Source organism: Sphingorhabdus arenilitoris (assembly GCF_042651485.1).
GTDB classification, from domain to species: domain Bacteria; phylum Pseudomonadota; class Alphaproteobacteria; order Sphingomonadales; family Sphingomonadaceae; genus Sphingorhabdus_B; species Sphingorhabdus_B arenilitoris.
This window is the reverse complement of record NZ_JBHSDH010000013.1, coordinates 947,397-966,150: the sequence shown is the minus strand read 5'-3', so window position 1 is coordinate 966,150 and position 18,754 is coordinate 947,397. Positions and strand designations below refer to the sequence as shown.

Sequence of the window (18,754 nt, the reverse complement as noted above, 5' to 3'; positions counted from 1 at the left end):
TCTCTTTTTTTATCATTCCCTTTGTGCAACAGGATAGCCGCTATGTCATCACACAAGTTCGTTATGTCGCTGTCCTGTGAAGATCAACCCGGCCTCGTCGCAGCTGTCACCACCATGCTGGCGCAGCTGGGCGGCAATGTCCTTGAATCGCAGCAATATGACGATCTGGAGCAGAAACGCTTCTTCATGCGCATCGGTTTTGATTTTCCCGATAGCAATATGGATGTGGCGGCCGTGCGTTCCGCCTTTGCGCCCTTGGTCAAAAAATATGCGATGGAATGGAAACTATGCGATAACAGCACGCCGCGCAAAGTGGTGATCCTGGTGTCGAAATTCGACCATTGCCTCGTGGACCTACTCTACCGGTTGAGCACGGGGGAGCTGAATATGGAAGTGACCGCCATCATCTCCAACCATCCCAAAGAGGCGATTAACAATGCGCTGATCGGCGATATCCCTTTCCACCATTTGCCTGTGACCAAAGAGACCAAGGCGGCGCAGGAGGCGCAGATTAAAGCGCTCATCGAACAATCAGGCGCAGAGCTCGTGATATTGGCCCGGTATATGCAGATATTATCGGATGATCTGGCGGCCTATCTGTCGGGACGCTGCATCAACATCCACCATAGTTTTTTGCCCGGATTTAAGGGGGCAAAACCGTATCATCAGGCGTACGACCGGGGCGTCAAGATGATCGGTGCGACCGCGCATTATGTCACCGCCGACCTCGACGAAGGCCCGATCATCCATCAAAATGCCGAAAGCATAACGCACGCCGACACGCCCGATGATTTGGTGCGCAAAGGCCGCGATATTGAACGCCGCGTGCTCGCCGCTGCGGTCCACCTTCATCTGAATGACCGAGTGTTTTTGAACGGATCAAAAACGGTGGTGTTCAAGGATTAGGGTCGGGCGTTTTTAGCGCTCATGCCTTAAAAGCCGGATATTCCGCTGCCGCCGCATAGTCGGCCTTTACCGCTTCGTTTCGTTTTTGGATGAAAGGCGCAAATTCGGGATGGGTGAAGATATACAGCCTGTCATCCTCAATAGATTGCACGGTCCAGTTTGCGACATCGCCCGCATCGATGCCTGCATTGATGACGCTGTTCATTTTCTGGAACAGCGGATCATCTTCACCCACATGGCCAGTTGGTTTATCAAGCGCGCTGCGGTGAATATTGGTTTTGACCCAAGCAGGGCACAGGACGCTGACCCCAATATTGGCCGGCGCCAGCTCCTGTTGCAGGGACTCGGAATAGCCGACAACGGCAAATTTTGTCGCATGGTAAGGCCCCATGCCCGGGCTTGCGACATGGCCTGCCATGGATGCGGTGTTAACGAAATGGCCGCCTTCGCCGTGCGATTGGATGAGCGGCGCGAAAATTTCCACGCCATGCACGACGCCCATAAGATTGATATCAACAATCCAGCGCCAATCTTTGATCGCAATGTCACCCGCACGTCCGCCAAGGGCAACGCCCGCATTGTTGACGACAATGTGGACCTTGCCAAAGCGTTCGGTGGTTGCGGCAGCCGCGCTGCGCATTTGCGCCTCGTCTGAGACGTCGCACACGACAGTCGCAACTTCCGCGCCCTTGGCCAATAATGCCGCCGCAGCTTCATCCAACTTGGCTTGGCTCAGGTCAGCGAGCATTAGCTTCGCGCCGCGCTCTGCTAATGTCTCCGCAATGGCATAACCAATGCCGGACGCGCCGCCGGTGATGAACGCAACGGTATCGTTAGTGATTTTCATAAGATTCTTTCTCCCTGCGCAGAATGGACACTAGCGGGGAGGCCGGGTCAACAGTGATTTTGCAATTTCCACCCTTGGTTCAGGTACGGCGGTACAGGCCGCGCGTGTCGAGCAGCATTTTTCCGTCAAACTGGCTGGGGTCTACCTTTTTGAACCGATTGTGATCGACCAGGACGATTATGATGTCGCATTGGTTAAGCGCGCTTTCCAATTCCATATGCACAGCTCCGCTCCTGTCAAATTGCGGGGGTAGGGAGGTGCAATAAGGTTCGACAATTTGCACGCGCTCACCATATTTTTTGGCCAATTCGGCGGCGATGTGGAGGGCAGGGCTTTCGCGGAAATCGTCGATATTGGCTTTGAAGCTGAGGCCAAGGCAGGCGATTTTTGCATCGGGATTGGCGGTGATCAATTTTTCGGCCTGCGCGATTACATAGCCCGGCTTACCGTCATTTACCCCGCGAGCGGTAGCAATGAGCGGGGTTTGTTCCGGCGCACTATGCACCAAAAACCAGGGGTCGACCGCGATGCAATGACCACCTACGCCGGGACCGGGCTGCAGGATGTTGACCCGTGGGTGACGGTTGGCGAGCGAGATCACTTCCCAAACATCGGTGCCAACATGATCCGCGATCAACGATAATTCATTGGCAAAAGCGATCGACACGTCGCGCGATGCATTTTCGACCAGCTTTACCATTTCCGCAGTAGCCGCTGTGGTTTCGACACATTCGCCTTCGACAAATGTCTCGTAAAATTCCCGTGCCTTGGCCGCGCAATGGGGCGTCATGCCGCCGATGCTTCGGTCATTGGATACCAGCTCTGCGATAATTTGTCCGGGCAGCACGCGTTCCGGGCAATAGGCCAGATGAATATCGCAAGGGGATTCGGATTGTCCCGCAATGTTCAAATCTGGCCGCATTTCGGCCAGCACCTGACCGATATTGGCAGTGGTCCCAATGGGGGAGGTGGATTCCAATATGATGACATTGCCTTTTTGTAAAACAGGCGCGATCCATTTGGCTGCCTGCAACACGCAGCTGATATCCGGCGCGTTATTCTCGCGAACAGGTGTCGGAACAGCGATGACAAATATATCGCTCGATTGCGGGTGAATAGCAGCCGACAGCCTCCCACAAGCCACCATGTCATGCACCAATATGTCAAGATCATGTTCTTCAATATGGATGCGGCCTTCGTTGATGGTATCAACCACATGTTGCTTTACATCCAGCCCCAATACGGTGAATCCGGCGCGCGCCATGACTGCGGCGGTTGGTAAGCCGATATAACCAAGGCCGACCATGGTGACATGCGGCATTTTTTTGGGAGGCATGAATTGATCTCCAGCACTAGCTAAAATTATTTTGCGACTGACCAATATACTGCAATTATTAAAAAAACGGTTTCAACCTCGTCGATTTTCAAGTCGGCGGCTGGGGCGAAGCATTGGAAAATGGAAGCTGTTGGGAAACATTATTTTTTGTAAACATATGGAAAATATATGATAAATTGGGGATGCTACCGAGGGAGCTTCCCGGCCCTGAGCAAAATGGTTTCAGATCTCGTTATTGTTTCTATTGAATCGCGACCCTAAATTTATTCGACACCGCAGTTTGATATCATCTGAAATTCGGCTACCGCGCGATCGAGGATCTGCGGTTATAAGGCAGATATGATGCTGTTCAGGAATTGGGTGAAGATGGATTGGATACAATTAAAAATTTGGATACAAGATGTCACGGGACTGGAGCGTGATGCACTGCATATATACGCTGCCATCGCGATCCAATTATGCGGTGTGGTGTTGTTTCGTAAATCGGTTGCCAGTGCCCTGCCGTGGATTTTAGTCCTTATTTTCGCCGTCGGAAATGAATGGCTGGATAACGGTCAAACAGTGCATGTAAGCGACTTATCTCACCGTGAGTTTGACGAAAGTTATAAGGACCTGTGGAACACCATGCTTTTACCAACAATATTGTTTGCCTTAAGCAATCTGTTCCCGCATTTTCTGGTAGGTAAGCAAAGGTTGAGCGAGAACATGACCAACGAAATTCTTGCGGTTGATGACGAGAATGTGAAACTCTAAATTCCTACGGTATCACCACGAAAGTGATAATGTTCCGAAGACGCGTGCTGCAATATGTGTGAACGCCAAAACCCATTCGTAAATGGGCAATGCACCTGCAACCGACGGCATTTGCATCCAAAATGATATCTATGCTTGGGGGCTGTTATTTTTGGTTGAGATCAAATAAGAACCAACCCGATCCCAACATGAAATCGAGTTCGGTAAAAGATTGCGGATCACGCAGATAATTGAATAATTCGTCGAAATCCGACCTATGATCGCCCAACATAGCAAAGATGCAATAATTGTCGGAGATAGTCGCTTTCCTCAATTGCTTGCTGTCATTCGTGCCTCGATCAAGCGATAGATAATCTCTTTCATCGTTGATTTTCAGCTCGACTAATCGTCTGATAATTTCGTCGATGTCTTCGGTCGGCCTATTTGACTCCCATATGACCGTAATACCTGATTCTCTTAAGGGCAAAAGCGTGACCGCTAAATCGTTAAGGGTCGCGGGACTGGCATCTAATAGAGAAGTGCTACCGTTTAATGCGGCCGTGTTTGCATCGATATCGACCGTGACAGCGAGCGGCCGGCCTGCGCAATCTGCAAACTTGGGACGGCCGGTGCTATAATTCGGTTTTAACATGGCAGATTTGATCTGACCGCCTTCAATGTAACTATTCGCGCTACTAAGTCCGTAATCGAGCAGCTTTTGGAATTGGTTTGACTTAGAAGTCACAGGGTAACGGGATAGAATCTCGCCCAATTCCTTGGACTTAGGCATCGATACAATCTTCACCCCATTCTTGGTGTCAGCTCTATTGCCAAAAATGGAAGCGCCAAGCTCGTTTGGATCCTCCGTCCCTTTCACCGCCGAACGACCGGTGGTCGCCGTCACAATATCGGTTTGCGACGTTGCCGGACTGTAACGAGCAGATTGAAGGGCTGGCCGGTCAAACACTTTATGACCGATCACTGCGGTAGATGCGATCGGGATTAAAGCTGCGGCACATCCCGACAGTAAAAACACAGGTGAGACCGTCAGCAGCAGTTTCAGGGCATAATTCATAGGGCAATTTCAGATGATCAGTTATTACCCCTTGTTATATGGCGGCTTGCCTACCGCGCAATAGGCTTTAGCAGAATGCCCATAGGTGTGGCGCTATGATTATATATCGGATATGGACCATTATTGACCTAGACAACATTTTACGTCTATGCCGCTCATACCAAAATTCTCGACATAAATGCCTTAAAGGTTTTCTCGAATGTTTGATACGTTCATCGCGCTTTTGCGCAAAGCGCTAGGGCTAAAACGCAGATATAAGCGGTTGCTCGTAGTTTTGTTAGACGCATTTCTGTGCACTATTGCCGTTTGGGTGGCATTTTCCCTTCGCTTAGGAGAATGGGATTTATGGTCTAAACCAGTTGCCATTTTTGGCGGTGCGGCTTTGTTGCTTTGGCTACCAGTCTTCTATTTGAGCGGCGTTTATCAAACAATTTTCCGCTTTGCAGGTACCGGCACGATCATAAATTTGGGCAAAGCTGTGATCGGCTTGGCGTTACCGCTGGCGGCAATTTTCGGCTTTTCGTCGATATACGGTATTCCAAGGACCGTGGTGTTATTGCATCCCATATTGTTTTTTGGGGGGCTGGCCATTAGCCGGATTGTGTTCCGATACCTACTCGTAGATATCTTAAACTCGCATCGGCATAATGGCGAGCAGCGCAACGTATTAATCTATGGAGCGGGCAGTTCGGGTCAACAACTGGCGCTTTCCATGCGCAGCGAGCCGTCAATGAATTTGATGGGCTTTATCGACGATAATCCGAATTTGGCGGGTCAGCGGCTGAATGAAAAACCCGTGTTTTTAGGGGCAAAGCTAGAACAAGTGGTTGCTGAGCAGTTAGTCAGTGACGTCCTGCTCGCAATTCCAAATGCATCGCGCTTGGTCCAACAAGCAATCATCGAACGGCTCAGCAAATTGCCCGTCAAAGTGAAAACTTTGCCGAGCCTCAGTGAAATGATCAATGGCAATATCAGCATGAATGACTTGCGTGCGATTTCTGTGGAAGATTTGCTCGGCCGCATGACCATCAAGCCTGATGATACCCTTATGGAGCAGGCAGTTGCTGGTAAAACTGTTGTCGTAACGGGCGCGGGCGGCTCGATCGGAAGCGAGTTATGTGTGCAGATATTGAAACACAAACCGCTGCGGATCATATTGGCAGAAATATCCGAAGTTGCATTATACAGCATCGACCAAAAATTACGCGACGCTCTAATTTTTGACGAAACAGCGGCCGTTGAAATCGTGGCCGAGTTGGTCAATGTCGCTGACCGCGAGCAAATAGCTAGGTTGTTCCGAAAATGGAGGCCTCAGATTGTTTTCCATTCTGCGGCCTATAAACATGTTCCGTTAATCGAGGCTAATCCGTTATCAGGAATCCGAAACAACATTTATGGGACATTACACACCGCTGTTGAAGCTGAAGCTGCGGGCGTTGAAAAGTTCATTCTGATCAGCACAGACAAGGCGGTACGCCCAACCAACATTATGGGAACGACTAAGCGTTGTTGTGAGCTCATTTTGCAGGCGATGGCAGCGCGGGGTAGCGACACTAAATTTTCAATGGTTCGCTTTGGCAATGTGCTCGGTTCAAGTGGTTCTGTTGTGCCCCGCTTCTTGCAGCAGATTGAAGCGGGCGGTCCGGTGACTTTGACCGATCGGAAAATAACACGATATTTTATGACAATACCTGAAGCGTCGCAGTTGGTCATACAGGCAGCCGGAATGGCTGATGGTGGAGAAGTTTTTTTGCTTGATATGGGCGAACCTGTCCGTATCGCCGATCTTGCCGAGAGTATGATACACTTGTCGGGCCGGACGCTTCGAACTGCGTCTCATCCAGACGGCGATATTGAGATTATTGAAGTTGGGTTGAGGCCGGGGGAAAAATTATACGAAGAATTGCTGATAGGAGATAATCCCAAGCCAAGCGGGCATCCCAAAATAATGATGGCGAGCGAGCATTATCTGAAATGGGACGAACTCAAAAAACATATAGATGAACTTGACACCCACCTAATTTCTGGGTTGGCCGAACCGGCGCTAATTATATTGAAAAAATTGGTTCCCGAATTCAATCATATGATTCATGAGCGGGTATCCGAAAATTAGGTTGAAGATGTTTCTTTATACCAGAAAGCATCGTTGCTGAATTATCTGAAAATATAATCTAGACGGTGCTGGATTTGAGATTACGAAAATGAACATCACCAAGATAACTGCCAAATTGCGACAGTCGCTTGCAAGCCCAAGGGCGCGATTTTATGCCTTTTGCTCATTTGTTGCGCTGGTTTTTCTGACCGGGGGCAGTTCCCGGGACGATATCCAGTCGCTTGTCATACTGCGCCCGTTATCGGTGCTATTCGCAGCCTATGCTCTATCGGTCGCAGATTATTCGAGTTGGAAGGGACGGCTTTTCCCTGTCTATCTAATTTTGGCTTTAGTCGCTCTTATGATTTTGCAACTTGTGCCGCTTCCACCATCGGTTTGGGCACAGTTTCCGGGGCGAAAAATTTTCGCAGACATAGCTGATCTGGCGGGGATGGCACAACCATGGCGGCCGCTGACCTTGTCACCCTCTCGGACCGTGAACAGTTTAATGTCGTTATTTGTGCCGCTCGCCTCGGTTTTTTTATATTTAAATTTGCCAACACATATGCGTAAGCGAGCCATCATTGTAATCATCATTATGATATCGCTGAGCGTGCTTCTGGCGATTGCGCAGATTACCGGGCCTGCTCGCAGTTCCCTCTATCTCTATCGCATTACTAACTACGGTTCTGCTGTTGGTTTTTTTGCGAATCGCAATCATCAGGCCGTTTTGTTGGCAATGCTAATCTTGTTATTGGGTTGGTATGCTGGTTCGACCAACAAATCGAAGGAAAGCGCCAGTTTCAAAATTTTTGCGGCATTCGGGGGTGTCGTCGCGGTCATACCATTGGTTTTAGTAACAGGTTCCCGCGCGGGGTTGATTTTGTCTGTTGCCGCGATCCCAATCGCATTTTGGCTTTTTTCTAGCCCTGATAATGTAACTAAAACAGTTCGTACGCACCCGAGATCAGGCCGCTTTGTCAGCCGCCGCAATCTGACTATCGTGCTATCTGTAACGGGTATTTTGGCGGTTGCGAGTATGAGCCTGCTATTTTCACGCTCCTTGGCGTTGGATCGCTTATTCGCGGATGGAGATATTACTGAACTTAGAAGCGAGCTTTTGCCGATATTAATATCCATGGCGCGAGAATATTTTCCGTTCGGGATCGGATTTGGGGCTTTTCAGCATGTGTATCCAATCCACGAACCTTTGGACTTGCTCGCTCCGGCTTATCTCAACCGGGCCCATAATGATTGGTTAGAGTTCGTTATAGAGGCTGGACTGCCGGGATTGTTCATTTTGGTATTCGCAATAGGTTGGATAAGCCGGCGAACGATTATTATTTTGAGAGATTGGAAAACCCTCTCAAATGACCGATATGTAGCAATCCTGTCGCTATGTTCGTTGCTTTTTGTGGCTGCGGGAAGTGTTGGCGATTATCCAGCAAGAGTGCCGTCGATCATGTTGGTTTGTGCCATCATGCTGGCCATTTTTGCGGATTGTTCGAGAAAAGCTCCCGCTCCTGACCCTGATTGACAATCGCAATCGCTGGGCAAATGGGTGAGCGTGTCGCGCAGCCGCCTTGTTGGCGTGAATTTTTGGCTGAAGGAGCTTTGCCGGCGGCGCGGCGATTGGCGATGGCAGCCAATGCTGACCTCTGCGCCGCAGTCGTAGGTTTCGTCAGGGTTTTTAACGCTCAACTCGTCGGCGGCAAAACCGGCGCAAGTCCAACCTATCAGTTGCTGGCAGATGACGCCGAGACTAGCTCAATCTTGTTTATCACAGCATCTAAATCAGTGGTGCCCGAGGCGCCTTTTAGTTTCACCCAATAATAGGTGCATAAATTGGCCGGAGCTACGAAATCTTGGCGATTCATGCCTGAGCCAAGTTTCATTTTCCATTCTTTAGCCCCATTTTGTTTTGTTTCTGCACACGAGATATGCATATTTAACAAAGCATCTTGATCATTAAAATTTTCTATCCCTGTTACGACATCATATCTGCCTGGAGAAATCTCCATTAAGCGCTTGGCAAACTCGCCTCCGGAATTGGCTGTAGCGCTTATTTCCAGCTTCCCATTTACTATTTGCGCTCCATATTGCCCGTTGGAGTTCAGTTGCCAGTCGATCGGAGCATAGGGACCCGATCCGCCAGAACCGGAAGAAAAAACATCAACGCCTATCTTCGCGTCTTTGTTTAATTGCCGATAGAGTTGGTAGGCTGTGTCAAAATGATAATTCGTGACGAGGGCGGCGATCAAATCCACATCAGAATTGCGAGCTGTTGTGGCGGCAGGGCCCGTTAGCGCCCGGCGCAACAGCACAGCGTTTTTAAGGGAGGATTTAGTCCCTACTAAAGTGCGCCAAAATGCATCTGCCCAATTGGGATTTCGTTCCAATGCAGTTGCCAAAGGCGGGATAAACCGATCATTTGCGACCAACTTTGCGATCTCTGGCAATAATATCGATTGCGAGGCTCCATTAGTTCGCATGGTCACGTCATAATATTTGAGCAATTTTGCTAAATCATTCTTTTCGGCAGCATCAGCGATCATCCATGCTGATAACATGGAATCTCTGCGCGTTAAGACACTGGCCTTGGTCATTAAGCTGTCTCGATTACTCGCAGTTGAGGCTCCTACAGCGAGAGCCACAATGGCCGAAATGCTGAATGGTTCCGACTTAAATGCTCGTTGAGCTAATGATTGTTCTTGGCTGGAAATTGAGACGGGGAATTTGCCGTTACTCTTTCCAATTTCATTGACAAGCTGGACGCGGCTCATTGTGTCAAGTGCAAAGCCATTCACCGGCTGTAGCATCACAGCAAGCTGTGGAGCTTTTTTCTTGGATACGCTCCCAATGGCAGTGATGCCCGCTACCAATGATAGGGCAATAGCGGACACCCAAATGACCAAGGCACGAAACATACTACTGTCCAATCACAGGTCGCTGTTACTTTTCGCATCCTTGCCATAGCTATACTCATAAGCATAGCCATAGCCGTAGCCCGAGCCCTGCTGGCTAACCTTCGTAACGATTGCGCCAAATATAGGCGCACCCGACTCTTGAATCCGCGCCATAGACGACTGGATGGTCCTCAATTTTGCACCGCCGGCTTCTATAGTGTAAACCACTCCTTCTACCGATCCAGCAAGCAAAGGTATGTCTGCCAATCCTAGGACGGGCGGGCCATCAACGATGACGACGTCGTATACTTGTCTAAGCCGTTCCACGAATTCCGTCATACGTTTACCGGCGAGCAATTCAGCTGAATTTGGTGGAATTGGTCCTGACGTCATTATGTCGAAGCCATGCGTCTCGCTCTTACTAATCAGGGTATTGATATCATCGTTACCTGTCAGGTAATTGCTGAGCCCAGCCTTATTTATCATACCTTCAAACTGATGAAGCGATGGATTCCGCATATCACCATCAATGAGCAATATACGTTTGCCTGAGCTTGCCAGAACAGCGGCCAATGCGATCGAAGACGTACTCTTACCTTCATTCGGCCTGGTACTGGACAATAAAAATGATCTTGGAACGCCGTGCTCCGTTAAGAAAGATAGGCTGGTGCTGATGGACAAATAGGCTTCCCACGCGGGAGACTTTTTATCCTGCAGCATTTCAATAACGTCGCCTTTTTCAAACGCGGGTATGGCTCCCAATGGGGAAACGCCAAGCCTCGTCCTAACATCGGCGGGATCGCGGATCGTTTGATCCATCTGCTCCCGAAGAAACACATACAACGCCGCAACACCAAGCCCGGCCAAAAGCGATAACGCAATATTCAATAACAGAACTGGGCTTGATGGTTTGGTTGGTGGCTCCGCCCTATCAACAATCGAAATATTGTTGCTACCCACACCAGCTACGCCTATTTCTTTGTAACGCTGCAGCAATCCATCATAAAGCTGCCTGTTGGTATCCACTTCTCGCTGGAAAATCCCAAACTGTATCGCGTCTCTTCGTTCCCCGCCGAATTCGGCTTTCAGCTTATTGACCTCAGCGCGCAGTTGCTGCTCTCGTCCGAGGGCTTCGTTATAGCGGGCATTGGTGCCGGTTCTTGAACGAGACTCTTCGGCTGCAATGCTTCGGGTCAGTGATGATATTTTTGAGGCAATCGCACGTGCTGCCGGATAACCGGGTTCGAACTGAACCATAAGCTTATCATATTCCGCCTGAGCAGCGGCTCGCTCTTCCCGCAAGTTGTTGAGCGCTGAGTTCGACAGAGCGTTTTTATCTCCTGCTCTTTGCCGCGCCTCATTTTGAGCAGCAATACGTTCAGCAACCGCATTAGCCAGAGCTTCGTTCAGAGCCTCCAAACTGGAAGAGGACAATGTTTTTTGAGATATCGTTCGGCCTTCTGCATTCTGTTCGGACGTCAGCGTCACAATTTGCTTTTCGTCTGCATAAGACGCCAGTTCGCGTTCTGAGTCCTCCAGCCGCTGCTTCAGGATCGCCAATTGCTTCTCCAGAAACTGCCGCGCTTCCGCGCTTGAGCCAAAGCGCCGATCCATATTTGATGCAATAAATTCATCAACCCAGCGATTTGCAATTCTCGCAGAAAGACCGGGACTTGGGCTGTTAAATTTAATATCGACCAAACTGGAACCGCGAATTGGCGCGATATTGATATTTTGTAATAAGATATCCGCAGCTAGCTTGGTTCGCCTATTTCTCTCAGCAGCTGATGGACTTGCTCCTGTGGTTTTTTGTCCGCCTGTGATTATACCAGATTGCTCAACATCAATCCCAAACACATCAAAAAACTTAGTGTCAGAAGCTAATCGCTCCGAACGGACTACGCGATCAGCGAGCGAACGTGCTTCCAGCAAAGAATATTGCGTTTGATAAAACTCAAGATTCTGACCAACCCCTTCTGATTGTAACCCTTCAACATTGGTTACTTTATCTTGTTCCCTGTTAATTTCGATTCGCGATCCCGCCGTGTAATAAGGCGTCGTGAGCAACGTCACGATTACACCAGCCGCTAGGCACAGTGTAATAATCGCCAACATCGCAAATTTATGACGAAGCAACGCCTGCCAATATTGAAAGATTAACGGTGTTTCGTCCAAAGACGCATACGGTTGCGAGTCATATGGGATTTGGGGACTTTTTTGAGTCATGTCGGTAATGGTATTTTCTTTCACAATCCGTTTACCGGAATAAAATGATAAGGGGCGTAGTTAATAGCGGTGAGGCTGTGATCAAATCTTTGAAAAGCCTTCGAGCGCTGGAATCGCCGACGATAATAACATCATTGGCAAACACGTTCGGATCTTCATAATTGCCACGCCTTATGGCTTTAAGGTTATACAGCCCGGCGAGTTGCTGCCCATTCACTTTCCGAAAGATGACGACATCATCCAATTTTGCAAATTCAGCGGTTCCCCCCGCGTTAGCAACGGCCCGCATCAAAGTCATCCGCCCGATGACGGGATAAGAACCGGGTTTTTGAACTTGGCCATCTACGGTGACTACCTGACTAACAGTCTCATCCAAATTCACCGTGACATCCGGATTACGGACATACTGCCCACGAAGGCGGTCTTCAATTTTATCAGCAAGCTCTCCAGGTGTCAGTCCGGATGCATCGACCACACCAACAAGGGGGAATGAAAGACGCCCACTCGCGTCTATCTGCACTTCTCGTGTCAACTCTTCAATTCCGAAAACATCAATCTTAAGCTTGTCAAACGGTCCAATTAAATAGGGACGCGTATCGGTCAGCATGTCGGAGCGGCTGGGTTCAGGCAGCGCATCCGCCGCAACCACATTCACGTTTGGACTTAGCCCGATCTCGGCATTGCCCCCGCATGCCGACAAAAGAGCGACTGCAAAAAACAAGAATATTGCAGATCTCATTAACTATCACCTTCAAAGCTTTTCACGACCGGTTAGACGAACTTAATGACAAGGTAAACCTGTAATCCGTCAAACGACCGACCGGAAAGCTGCACCCAATTCCTCAGTTTTTTGCTTTGTCGTATAAGCATATGCCCATGGTTTTGTGGGAACCTTTCGATTACCGGGCCAACTATCCGATGGTATTGCGATGCGGGATGACATGCCCGTAAAATAGCAAATTGGCTTGTCTTCGATCTGCGATCTAACTAGAGGCTAGCGCTCTGGATAGCGGAATCAAAAAATTGGGCGTCGCGACACTGTTTCCGACAGCCGCAAAAATCATGTTAAAGGACCGTGCATTTATGTCAAAGTCAGGCCACCGAATAACAAAGGTTGGAATTTTGGGCCTTGGTTATGTTGGGATACCTCTTGCCCTGAGAGTTTGCGAAGCTGGTCTGGAAGTTTTAGGATTCGATATCGACGAAGCTCGCGTGGACAATTTGAACGCGGGGCGCAGTCCAATAAAGCATTTTGATGACACATCTATCGCCGATGCTTTAAACTCTGGTTTTGCCGCAACCACAGACTTTGCAAGGAGCAAAGAGTGTGATGCGTTGATAATCTGTGTTCCGACGCCGCTTGGTAAGACGCGAGAGCCTGATTTGAGTTTTGTGACCGCTACTATGGAATCCATCGCTCCCTATTTTAGGGAAGGTCAACTCCTCTCACTTGAGAGTACCACCTGGCCGGGCACCACAAGGGAAATACTCGCGCCATTTGTGGAGCGAGCAGGTTTACATATCGGAGAGAATTTTTTCCTAGCCTATTCACCTGAGCGTGAAGACCCAGGCAATGCAGATTTTACCACGCGAACAATTCCGAAAGTAGTCGGTGGGATGACCGAAAATTGTTTGCAGGCAGCGTTGAAGCTTTATTCGCATTTTATCGACACCGTGGTGCCGGTGAGCAGTGCTGATACCGCAGAAATGGTGAAGCTTTTGGAAAATATCCACCGGTCAGTGAATATTGGCTTGGTCAATGAACTCAAAATAGTCGCTCACGAAATGGGACTTGATATATTCGAGGTCATTGCCGCCGCTGCAACAAAGCCATTTGGGTTTCAAGCCTATTATCCCGGTCCAGGAATTGGAGGGCATTGTATTCCCATCGATCCATTCTATCTGACCTGGAAAGCGCGCGAATTTGGGGTGCATACACGCTTCATAGAGCTGGCCGGAGAAATCAATGCTGGGATGCCGCAATATGTCGTCACTCGCTTGATGGAAGCGCTTAACGATAAGCAGAAATCGTTGCGAGGTTCGCGGGTGTTAGCTTTGGGTATTGCTTACAAACCAGATATTGATGACATGAGAGAAAGCCCCTCCGTTTTTGTAATGGAGCGGCTTCGTGAGCTAGGCGCTGATATTTCCTACTCAGATCCAAATGTTCCCAAATTTCCAAAAATGCGCGAGCATAGTTTTGATTTATCTTCGGTTGAGCTTACTCCTGACACATTAAAAAGTTTTGATGCAGTCCTTTTGCTTACCAATCACAGTGATTTTGATTATGAGATGATATTGGAAAATGCAGAGCTTATCGTTGACTGTCGGGGCAAATATCGTGGCATCACAAATAATCGGGTTTGGCGAGCATAATGATTAAAATAGCGCAAGTTGGCTGCGGTTACTGGGGCAAAAATCTTGCTCGAAATTTTTTTGAAATCGGAAATTTAGCTGCGGTTGTTGATGATAACCCGGCTGTGGCGGCTGACATGGCTGCCAAATTTGGCGTTGAGGCTCGCGGATTTGACGAAATACTGGCCGATGAGTCAATTGATGGCATTGCCTTGGCCACTCCGGCTGAGCTGCATGGCGCGCAAGCCGCGCGGATTATGGAAGCGGGTAAGCATTGTTATGTTGAAAAACCCCTCGCACTGAGTGTTGCTGACGCAGAGCAGTTGATATCGCTGGCGCGCAAGCATGATCGAACGCTGATGGTTGGGCATTTGTTGCAATATCATCCGGTATTTTTGAAATGTCTTCAAATGGTTCGTGAAGGCGCAGTTGGCGCGTTAAGATATATTTATTCGAATAGGATGAGTCTTGGAAAATTCCGGGTTGAAGAAAATGTGCTGTGGTCGTTTGCGCCTCATGACATTTCGATGATACTCGCCATTGCCGCCGAAGAACCAGTCGCAGTCACGGCGCAGGGAATGGATTATGTAACTCCTGGAGTTGCCGATTGGTGTACCGCTCAGATGTCGTTTGCTTCCGGGCTGAAAGCTCATGTGCAAGTGTCTTGGTTGCATCCGTTTAAGGAACAGCGACTGGTCATAATTGGCGAAAAAGGTTCGCTCGTTTTCGAAGATTCGCAGCCGGATTGGCATATGAAACTTGCATTCTATCCGCATCAGATACAAGAGACAGAAATATCGGGTCAGTCTGTTCCCATCAAGGGCGAGTTATCTTACGAAATAGTTCCGCATAGCGAACCGCTGAAAAATGAATGTCAGCATTTCGTCGACGCCATTGCAGGAAAATGTAGTCCGCGAACGAGTGGCGAAGAGGGTTTGGCGGTCTTGCGTGTTCTTGCTGCAGCGGAAGTTTGTTTGACGGAGAATATCTTGAAGCAGAAAGAATCTTAGATCCAGATGTTTACGAAAAAAACTATAACGCTCTCGACTGTAGTTTCAGACCGGGCGGACCTTGGCGCCGACCTAGAGATAGTTCGAGATTTCGCCTTTGCCTATGTTGGTAAATTGCCGTCCAGACTTGATCGCCGCCTTGTCAGTGTTAGCAGTGAGCGGCATCTGCAAGAGCTGGAAAATGCTGAAGGCGTAGAAGGTGTAATTGCAACCCCAGAAGTTGCTGCGAAAATCCCAAATCATTTCGGTTTGGCGATTTGCTCGGATCCCTACGCCAGGATTATGGACATCCATGAATATCTAATCGAAATCCCTGAATTTCAGTGGGCTAACTTTCCATCACAGATAGACGCTTCGGCGAAAATACATCCTTCCGCGGTAGTGGCAGAGAATAATGTAAAGATCGCCGAGGGATGCGTGATTGGCCCAAATGCAGTGATTTGCGAGAGGACAATTATCGGCGCGAACAGTTCTATTGGGCCGGGCACGGTAGTGGGCTGTGAGGCTTATGATATGAAACCTGGCCCGGGGCCGCAGCGTCTTTTGAAACAAAGTGGCGGCGTATTGATTGGGAAAGATGTTGTGATTTTGTCATCTACCACAATCGTTCGGGCAACATTCGGCGGCTTCACAGTCATTGAGGACGAAGCAGCTATTGATAACTTGGTGCATTTAGCGCACGATTGCCATGTCGGGCGGCGCGCGAAAATAGTTGCCTGTGCCACCGTTTGCGGCCGCGTTGTCATTGGTGAAGGCAGCTATATTGGACCAAATGCGACGGTCAGCAATGGCATCACCCTTGGCGAGAGATCGACAGTCACGCTTGGCGCCGTTACGGTGAAGGATGTGGCTGAAGATAGCCGAGTAACAGGTAACTTTGCACTTCCACATACCAAGTGGATCAATTTCATTAAATCAATTCGTTAGAGGCCAATATGCAATTTATAGATCTTGCCGCACAACAGCAATATATTCGCAAAGGACTGGATAAACGGATTGCCGATGTCCTTTCTCACGGCGGATATATAATGGGGCCTGAGGTCGGTGAATTGGAAATGCGTCTTGCGGAATTTTGCGGCGTAAAACACGCTCTTGGTTGTGCAAACGGGACGGACGCATTGCAGCTGGCAATGATGGCGATGGGGGTTATGCCCGGTGATGCCATATTCTGCCCAAGTTTTACTTTTGCCTCTACAGCGGAAATCGTTCCAATGATGGGTGCTACTCCAATATTTGTAGACATTGTACCAGACACTTTTAATATCTGCGTCAAAAGTCTCGAGCGAGCTATCGCGGCAGCAAAAGAGCTTGGGCTTCGGCCAACAGGTGTTGTTGCTGTCGATCTTTTTGGACTGCCTGCTGATTATGACGCGATAGAAGCTATTGCGTCCGCCGAAGGCCTCTGGGTTTTAGCCGACAGTGCTCAGGGTTTTGGAGCCGACTATAAAGGGCGCAAAACCGGTTCTATTGGTAAGATGGCAACAACGTCATTCTTCCCGGCCAAGCCGCTGGGATGTTATGGTGACGGCGGCGCTATTTTTACCAATGACGACGACCTTGCTGATCTCGTGAAAAGTTATCGGGTTCATGGCAAGGGATCGCACAAATACGATAATGAGCGGGTGGGTATAAATTCCCGCCTAGATACACTGCAAGCTGCCATATTGCTAGAGAAGCTGTCAGTGTATGCCGAAGAGATTGAAAAGCGACAAGTGGTCGCAAACAGATATCAGGCGGCTTTAGCTGATATTATTAAAACGCCATCGGTTCCCGATAATATGGTTTCTGTCTGGGCACAATATACTGTGACTTGTGGGGAAGGGCAGGACCGTGAAACGATCATGTCTCGTTTGAAGGACGACGGTATCCCGACGGCCGTCTATTATCCGCGCCCTCTCCACCAGCAGACCGCTTATTCGGCTTATCCATCCGACCCTGAGGGACTTCCTCATAGTGAATCCTTGAGCAACCGTGTTTTTAGCTTGCCGATGCACCCCTATATGCAGAGTGATGATCAAAACCGAGTTATTGATGCCGTAATCAAAGCAATTCCGCGCTGATGTTATAGGCTGGAGCCTTGTGGTGATGAACAGCATACCTCTAATGCTCAGCGGGCGCGCGGTCTCCATCGGTCAACGATTAGCCGTGTGCCTAGTCAACTCGGCAGCTCGATGATTAGGCGCAATGCACGCAAGCTGAGCCGAGCCGATTCATGGGTTGCATTATTGTGCGTGTTATTTGCCCTCATCATTGTATTCTCGCTGCTATATCCGCCGCTCAATTGGCCAGATGAGATATATAAAATATCGACACTGCACAGCTCGGACAATTTGTATCTGCGAACCCTCAATTGGCTGCAAGGAACAGACTGCGGCTTTAGTTATACCTCTTTGCCGAGCGGAATTTTCGGCACGAATAAATTTCAGTATCAAATTTTATCAGGCATTGATTGCTATCGAGAACTTAAGTTCAAAAATGCGATAATGATATTTGCCGTCATAGCTATTTGCCTCGCTATTACCAGAAAAGATAAATGGCAAATTTTCATACTGTCTTTAATGTGGCCCTCTAGCTTATTTTTTCTTACCTCTGTTAACAATCAAGTTGTATTTCACGTTATTTCGATAGCATTGGGCGTATATGCTTTGAGCTATAAGAAGCTTTTCCTGCCGATTATTTTATCTTTATTTCTTATTTTTGTTGATCGTAGCTTTATCACCACTTTAATATTTTTCAGCTTGGTTCAAGGTTTTAGAGTAAATGTGAAGGTGACCGCCGCATTATTGTTCGCATTTTTCGTATTTAGTCAAGCCACAGGTGGTTTATTGGAAGAGTTTTACGGAGCCATTGTTGGGGTAGAAGGATCTACTCTATCTTCTATTCAGGATTCCAATGAGGTATACAGAGACTCATTGGTGATTAGCTTTGGAATTTTAGGTGTTTCTTTTGTTTATTTAGGTGGAACAGCGGCAGTATTTGGCATAATTATCGATTATATTTTTGTATATACTTATATTATGAGAAATTTTTTGAATTTAGGTGAAAAGAAAGAAATATATAATTACTTTTTTTCTTTTATAATTACATTCATACTTGTTATACAATTTGTGCCGTCAATCCAATCTTTTAGATATTATGTTTTTTTGATGCCTATTTTATTAAATTATTTGTTACCCGGAGACCATAGGAAATACTATATTTATTACTGCATGATCATGAGCTTCGCTTATATTTTAATAGGGTATTTATTCCAAGGGGCGACCATTTGA

At 48.3% G+C, this 18,754-nt stretch carries 15 protein-coding genes; 9 read left to right on the top strand and 6 right to left on the bottom strand.

Going from position 1 to position 18,754, the window contains the following annotated elements:
* Window positions 1-42 precede the first annotated feature (42 nt).
* Complete coding sequence (gene purU, locus ACFOWX_RS08725) at window positions 43-906, top strand: formyltetrahydrofolate deformylase (protein WP_381423233.1); 864 nt, start codon at window positions 43-45, stop codon at window positions 904-906.
* A 19-nt stretch (window positions 907-925) separates the two neighbouring features.
* Here purU and ACFOWX_RS08720 read toward each other — a convergent pair whose 3' ends face one another.
* Entirely contained in the window at window positions 926-1,753 is an 828-nt protein-coding gene (locus ACFOWX_RS08720) for an SDR family NAD(P)-dependent oxidoreductase (protein WP_381423231.1), read from the bottom strand.
* 79 nt (window positions 1,754-1,832) lie between these two features.
* Window positions 1,833-3,089 (bottom strand): UDP-N-acetyl-D-mannosamine dehydrogenase, encoded by a 1,257-nt coding sequence (gene wecC, locus ACFOWX_RS08715; RefSeq protein ID WP_381423228.1) that lies wholly within the window; start codon window positions 3,087-3,089, stop codon window positions 1,833-1,835.
* Between the two features lie 339 nt (window positions 3,090-3,428).
* Between wecC and ACFOWX_RS08710 the strand changes: the two genes are divergently transcribed.
* On the top strand, window positions 3,429-3,842 hold the full coding sequence (locus ACFOWX_RS08710; protein ID WP_381423226.1) for a hypothetical protein: 414 nt from the start codon (window positions 3,429-3,431) through the stop codon (window positions 3,840-3,842).
* Window positions 3,843-3,987: 145 nt separating this feature from the next.
* Here the strand turns inward: ACFOWX_RS08710 and ACFOWX_RS08705 are convergent, their stop codons facing one another.
* A complete protein-coding gene (locus ACFOWX_RS08705) occupies window positions 3,988-4,896 on the bottom strand; it encodes a hypothetical protein (RefSeq protein WP_381423224.1) in 909 nt (302 codons plus the stop codon).
* A gap of 466 nt (window positions 4,897-5,362) precedes the next feature.
* Between ACFOWX_RS08705 and ACFOWX_RS08700 the strand changes: the two genes are divergently transcribed.
* The gene (locus ACFOWX_RS08700; protein WP_381423222.1) at window positions 5,363-7,009 is read left to right on the top strand and encodes a polysaccharide biosynthesis protein; all 1,647 of its coding nucleotides are present in this window, start codon (window positions 5,363-5,365) and stop codon (window positions 7,007-7,009) included.
* Window positions 7,010-7,097: 88 nt separating this feature from the next.
* A complete protein-coding gene (locus ACFOWX_RS08695) occupies window positions 7,098-8,525 on the top strand; it encodes an O-antigen ligase family protein (protein WP_381423221.1) in 1,428 nt (475 codons plus the stop codon).
* Window positions 8,526-8,724: 199 nt separating this feature from the next.
* On the opposite strand, the gene ACFOWX_RS08690 is transcribed toward ACFOWX_RS08695, so the two are convergent.
* The 3 genes from ACFOWX_RS08690 to ACFOWX_RS08680 are packed head-to-tail and all read right to left on the bottom strand — an operon-like array spanning window position 8,725 to window position 12,859.
* Window positions 8,725-9,915 carry a hypothetical protein gene (locus tag ACFOWX_RS08690; RefSeq protein WP_381423220.1) on the bottom strand — a complete coding sequence of 397 codons (1,191 nt, stop codon included), beginning with the start codon at window positions 9,913-9,915 and terminating at the stop codon, window positions 8,725-8,727.
* A gap of 12 nt (window positions 9,916-9,927) precedes the next feature.
* Window positions 9,928-12,144 (bottom strand): GumC family protein, encoded by a 2,217-nt coding sequence (locus ACFOWX_RS08685; RefSeq protein ID WP_381423218.1) that lies wholly within the window; start codon window positions 12,142-12,144, stop codon window positions 9,928-9,930.
* 7 nt (window positions 12,145-12,151) lie between these two features.
* On the bottom strand, window positions 12,152-12,859 hold the full coding sequence (locus ACFOWX_RS08680) for a polysaccharide biosynthesis/export family protein (protein WP_381423216.1): 708 nt from the start codon (window positions 12,857-12,859) through the stop codon (window positions 12,152-12,154).
* Between the two features lie 344 nt (window positions 12,860-13,203).
* Between ACFOWX_RS08680 and ACFOWX_RS08675 the strand changes: the two genes are divergently transcribed.
* From ACFOWX_RS08675 to ACFOWX_RS08655, 5 genes are all read left to right on the top strand, one after another.
* Window positions 13,204-14,496, top strand: coding sequence for a nucleotide sugar dehydrogenase (locus ACFOWX_RS08675; protein ID WP_381423214.1), 1,293 nt, complete (start codon window positions 13,204-13,206; stop codon window positions 14,494-14,496).
* Window positions 14,496-15,485, top strand: a complete 990-nt coding sequence (locus ACFOWX_RS08670) for a Gfo/Idh/MocA family protein (RefSeq protein ID WP_381423212.1) — start codon at window positions 14,496-14,498, stop codon at window positions 15,483-15,485. Before ACFOWX_RS08675 ends, ACFOWX_RS08670 begins: the two co-directional genes overlap by 1 nt.
* A gap of 6 nt (window positions 15,486-15,491) precedes the next feature.
* Entirely contained in the window at window positions 15,492-16,412 is a 921-nt protein-coding gene (locus ACFOWX_RS08665; RefSeq protein ID WP_381423210.1) for a hypothetical protein, read from the top strand.
* A gap of 8 nt (window positions 16,413-16,420) precedes the next feature.
* Complete coding sequence (locus tag ACFOWX_RS08660) at window positions 16,421-17,545, top strand: DegT/DnrJ/EryC1/StrS family aminotransferase (protein WP_381423209.1); 1,125 nt, start codon at window positions 16,421-16,423, stop codon at window positions 17,543-17,545.
* A gap of 111 nt (window positions 17,546-17,656) precedes the next feature.
* Entirely contained in the window at window positions 17,657-18,754 is a 1,098-nt protein-coding gene (locus ACFOWX_RS08655; RefSeq protein ID WP_381423207.1) for a hypothetical protein, read from the top strand.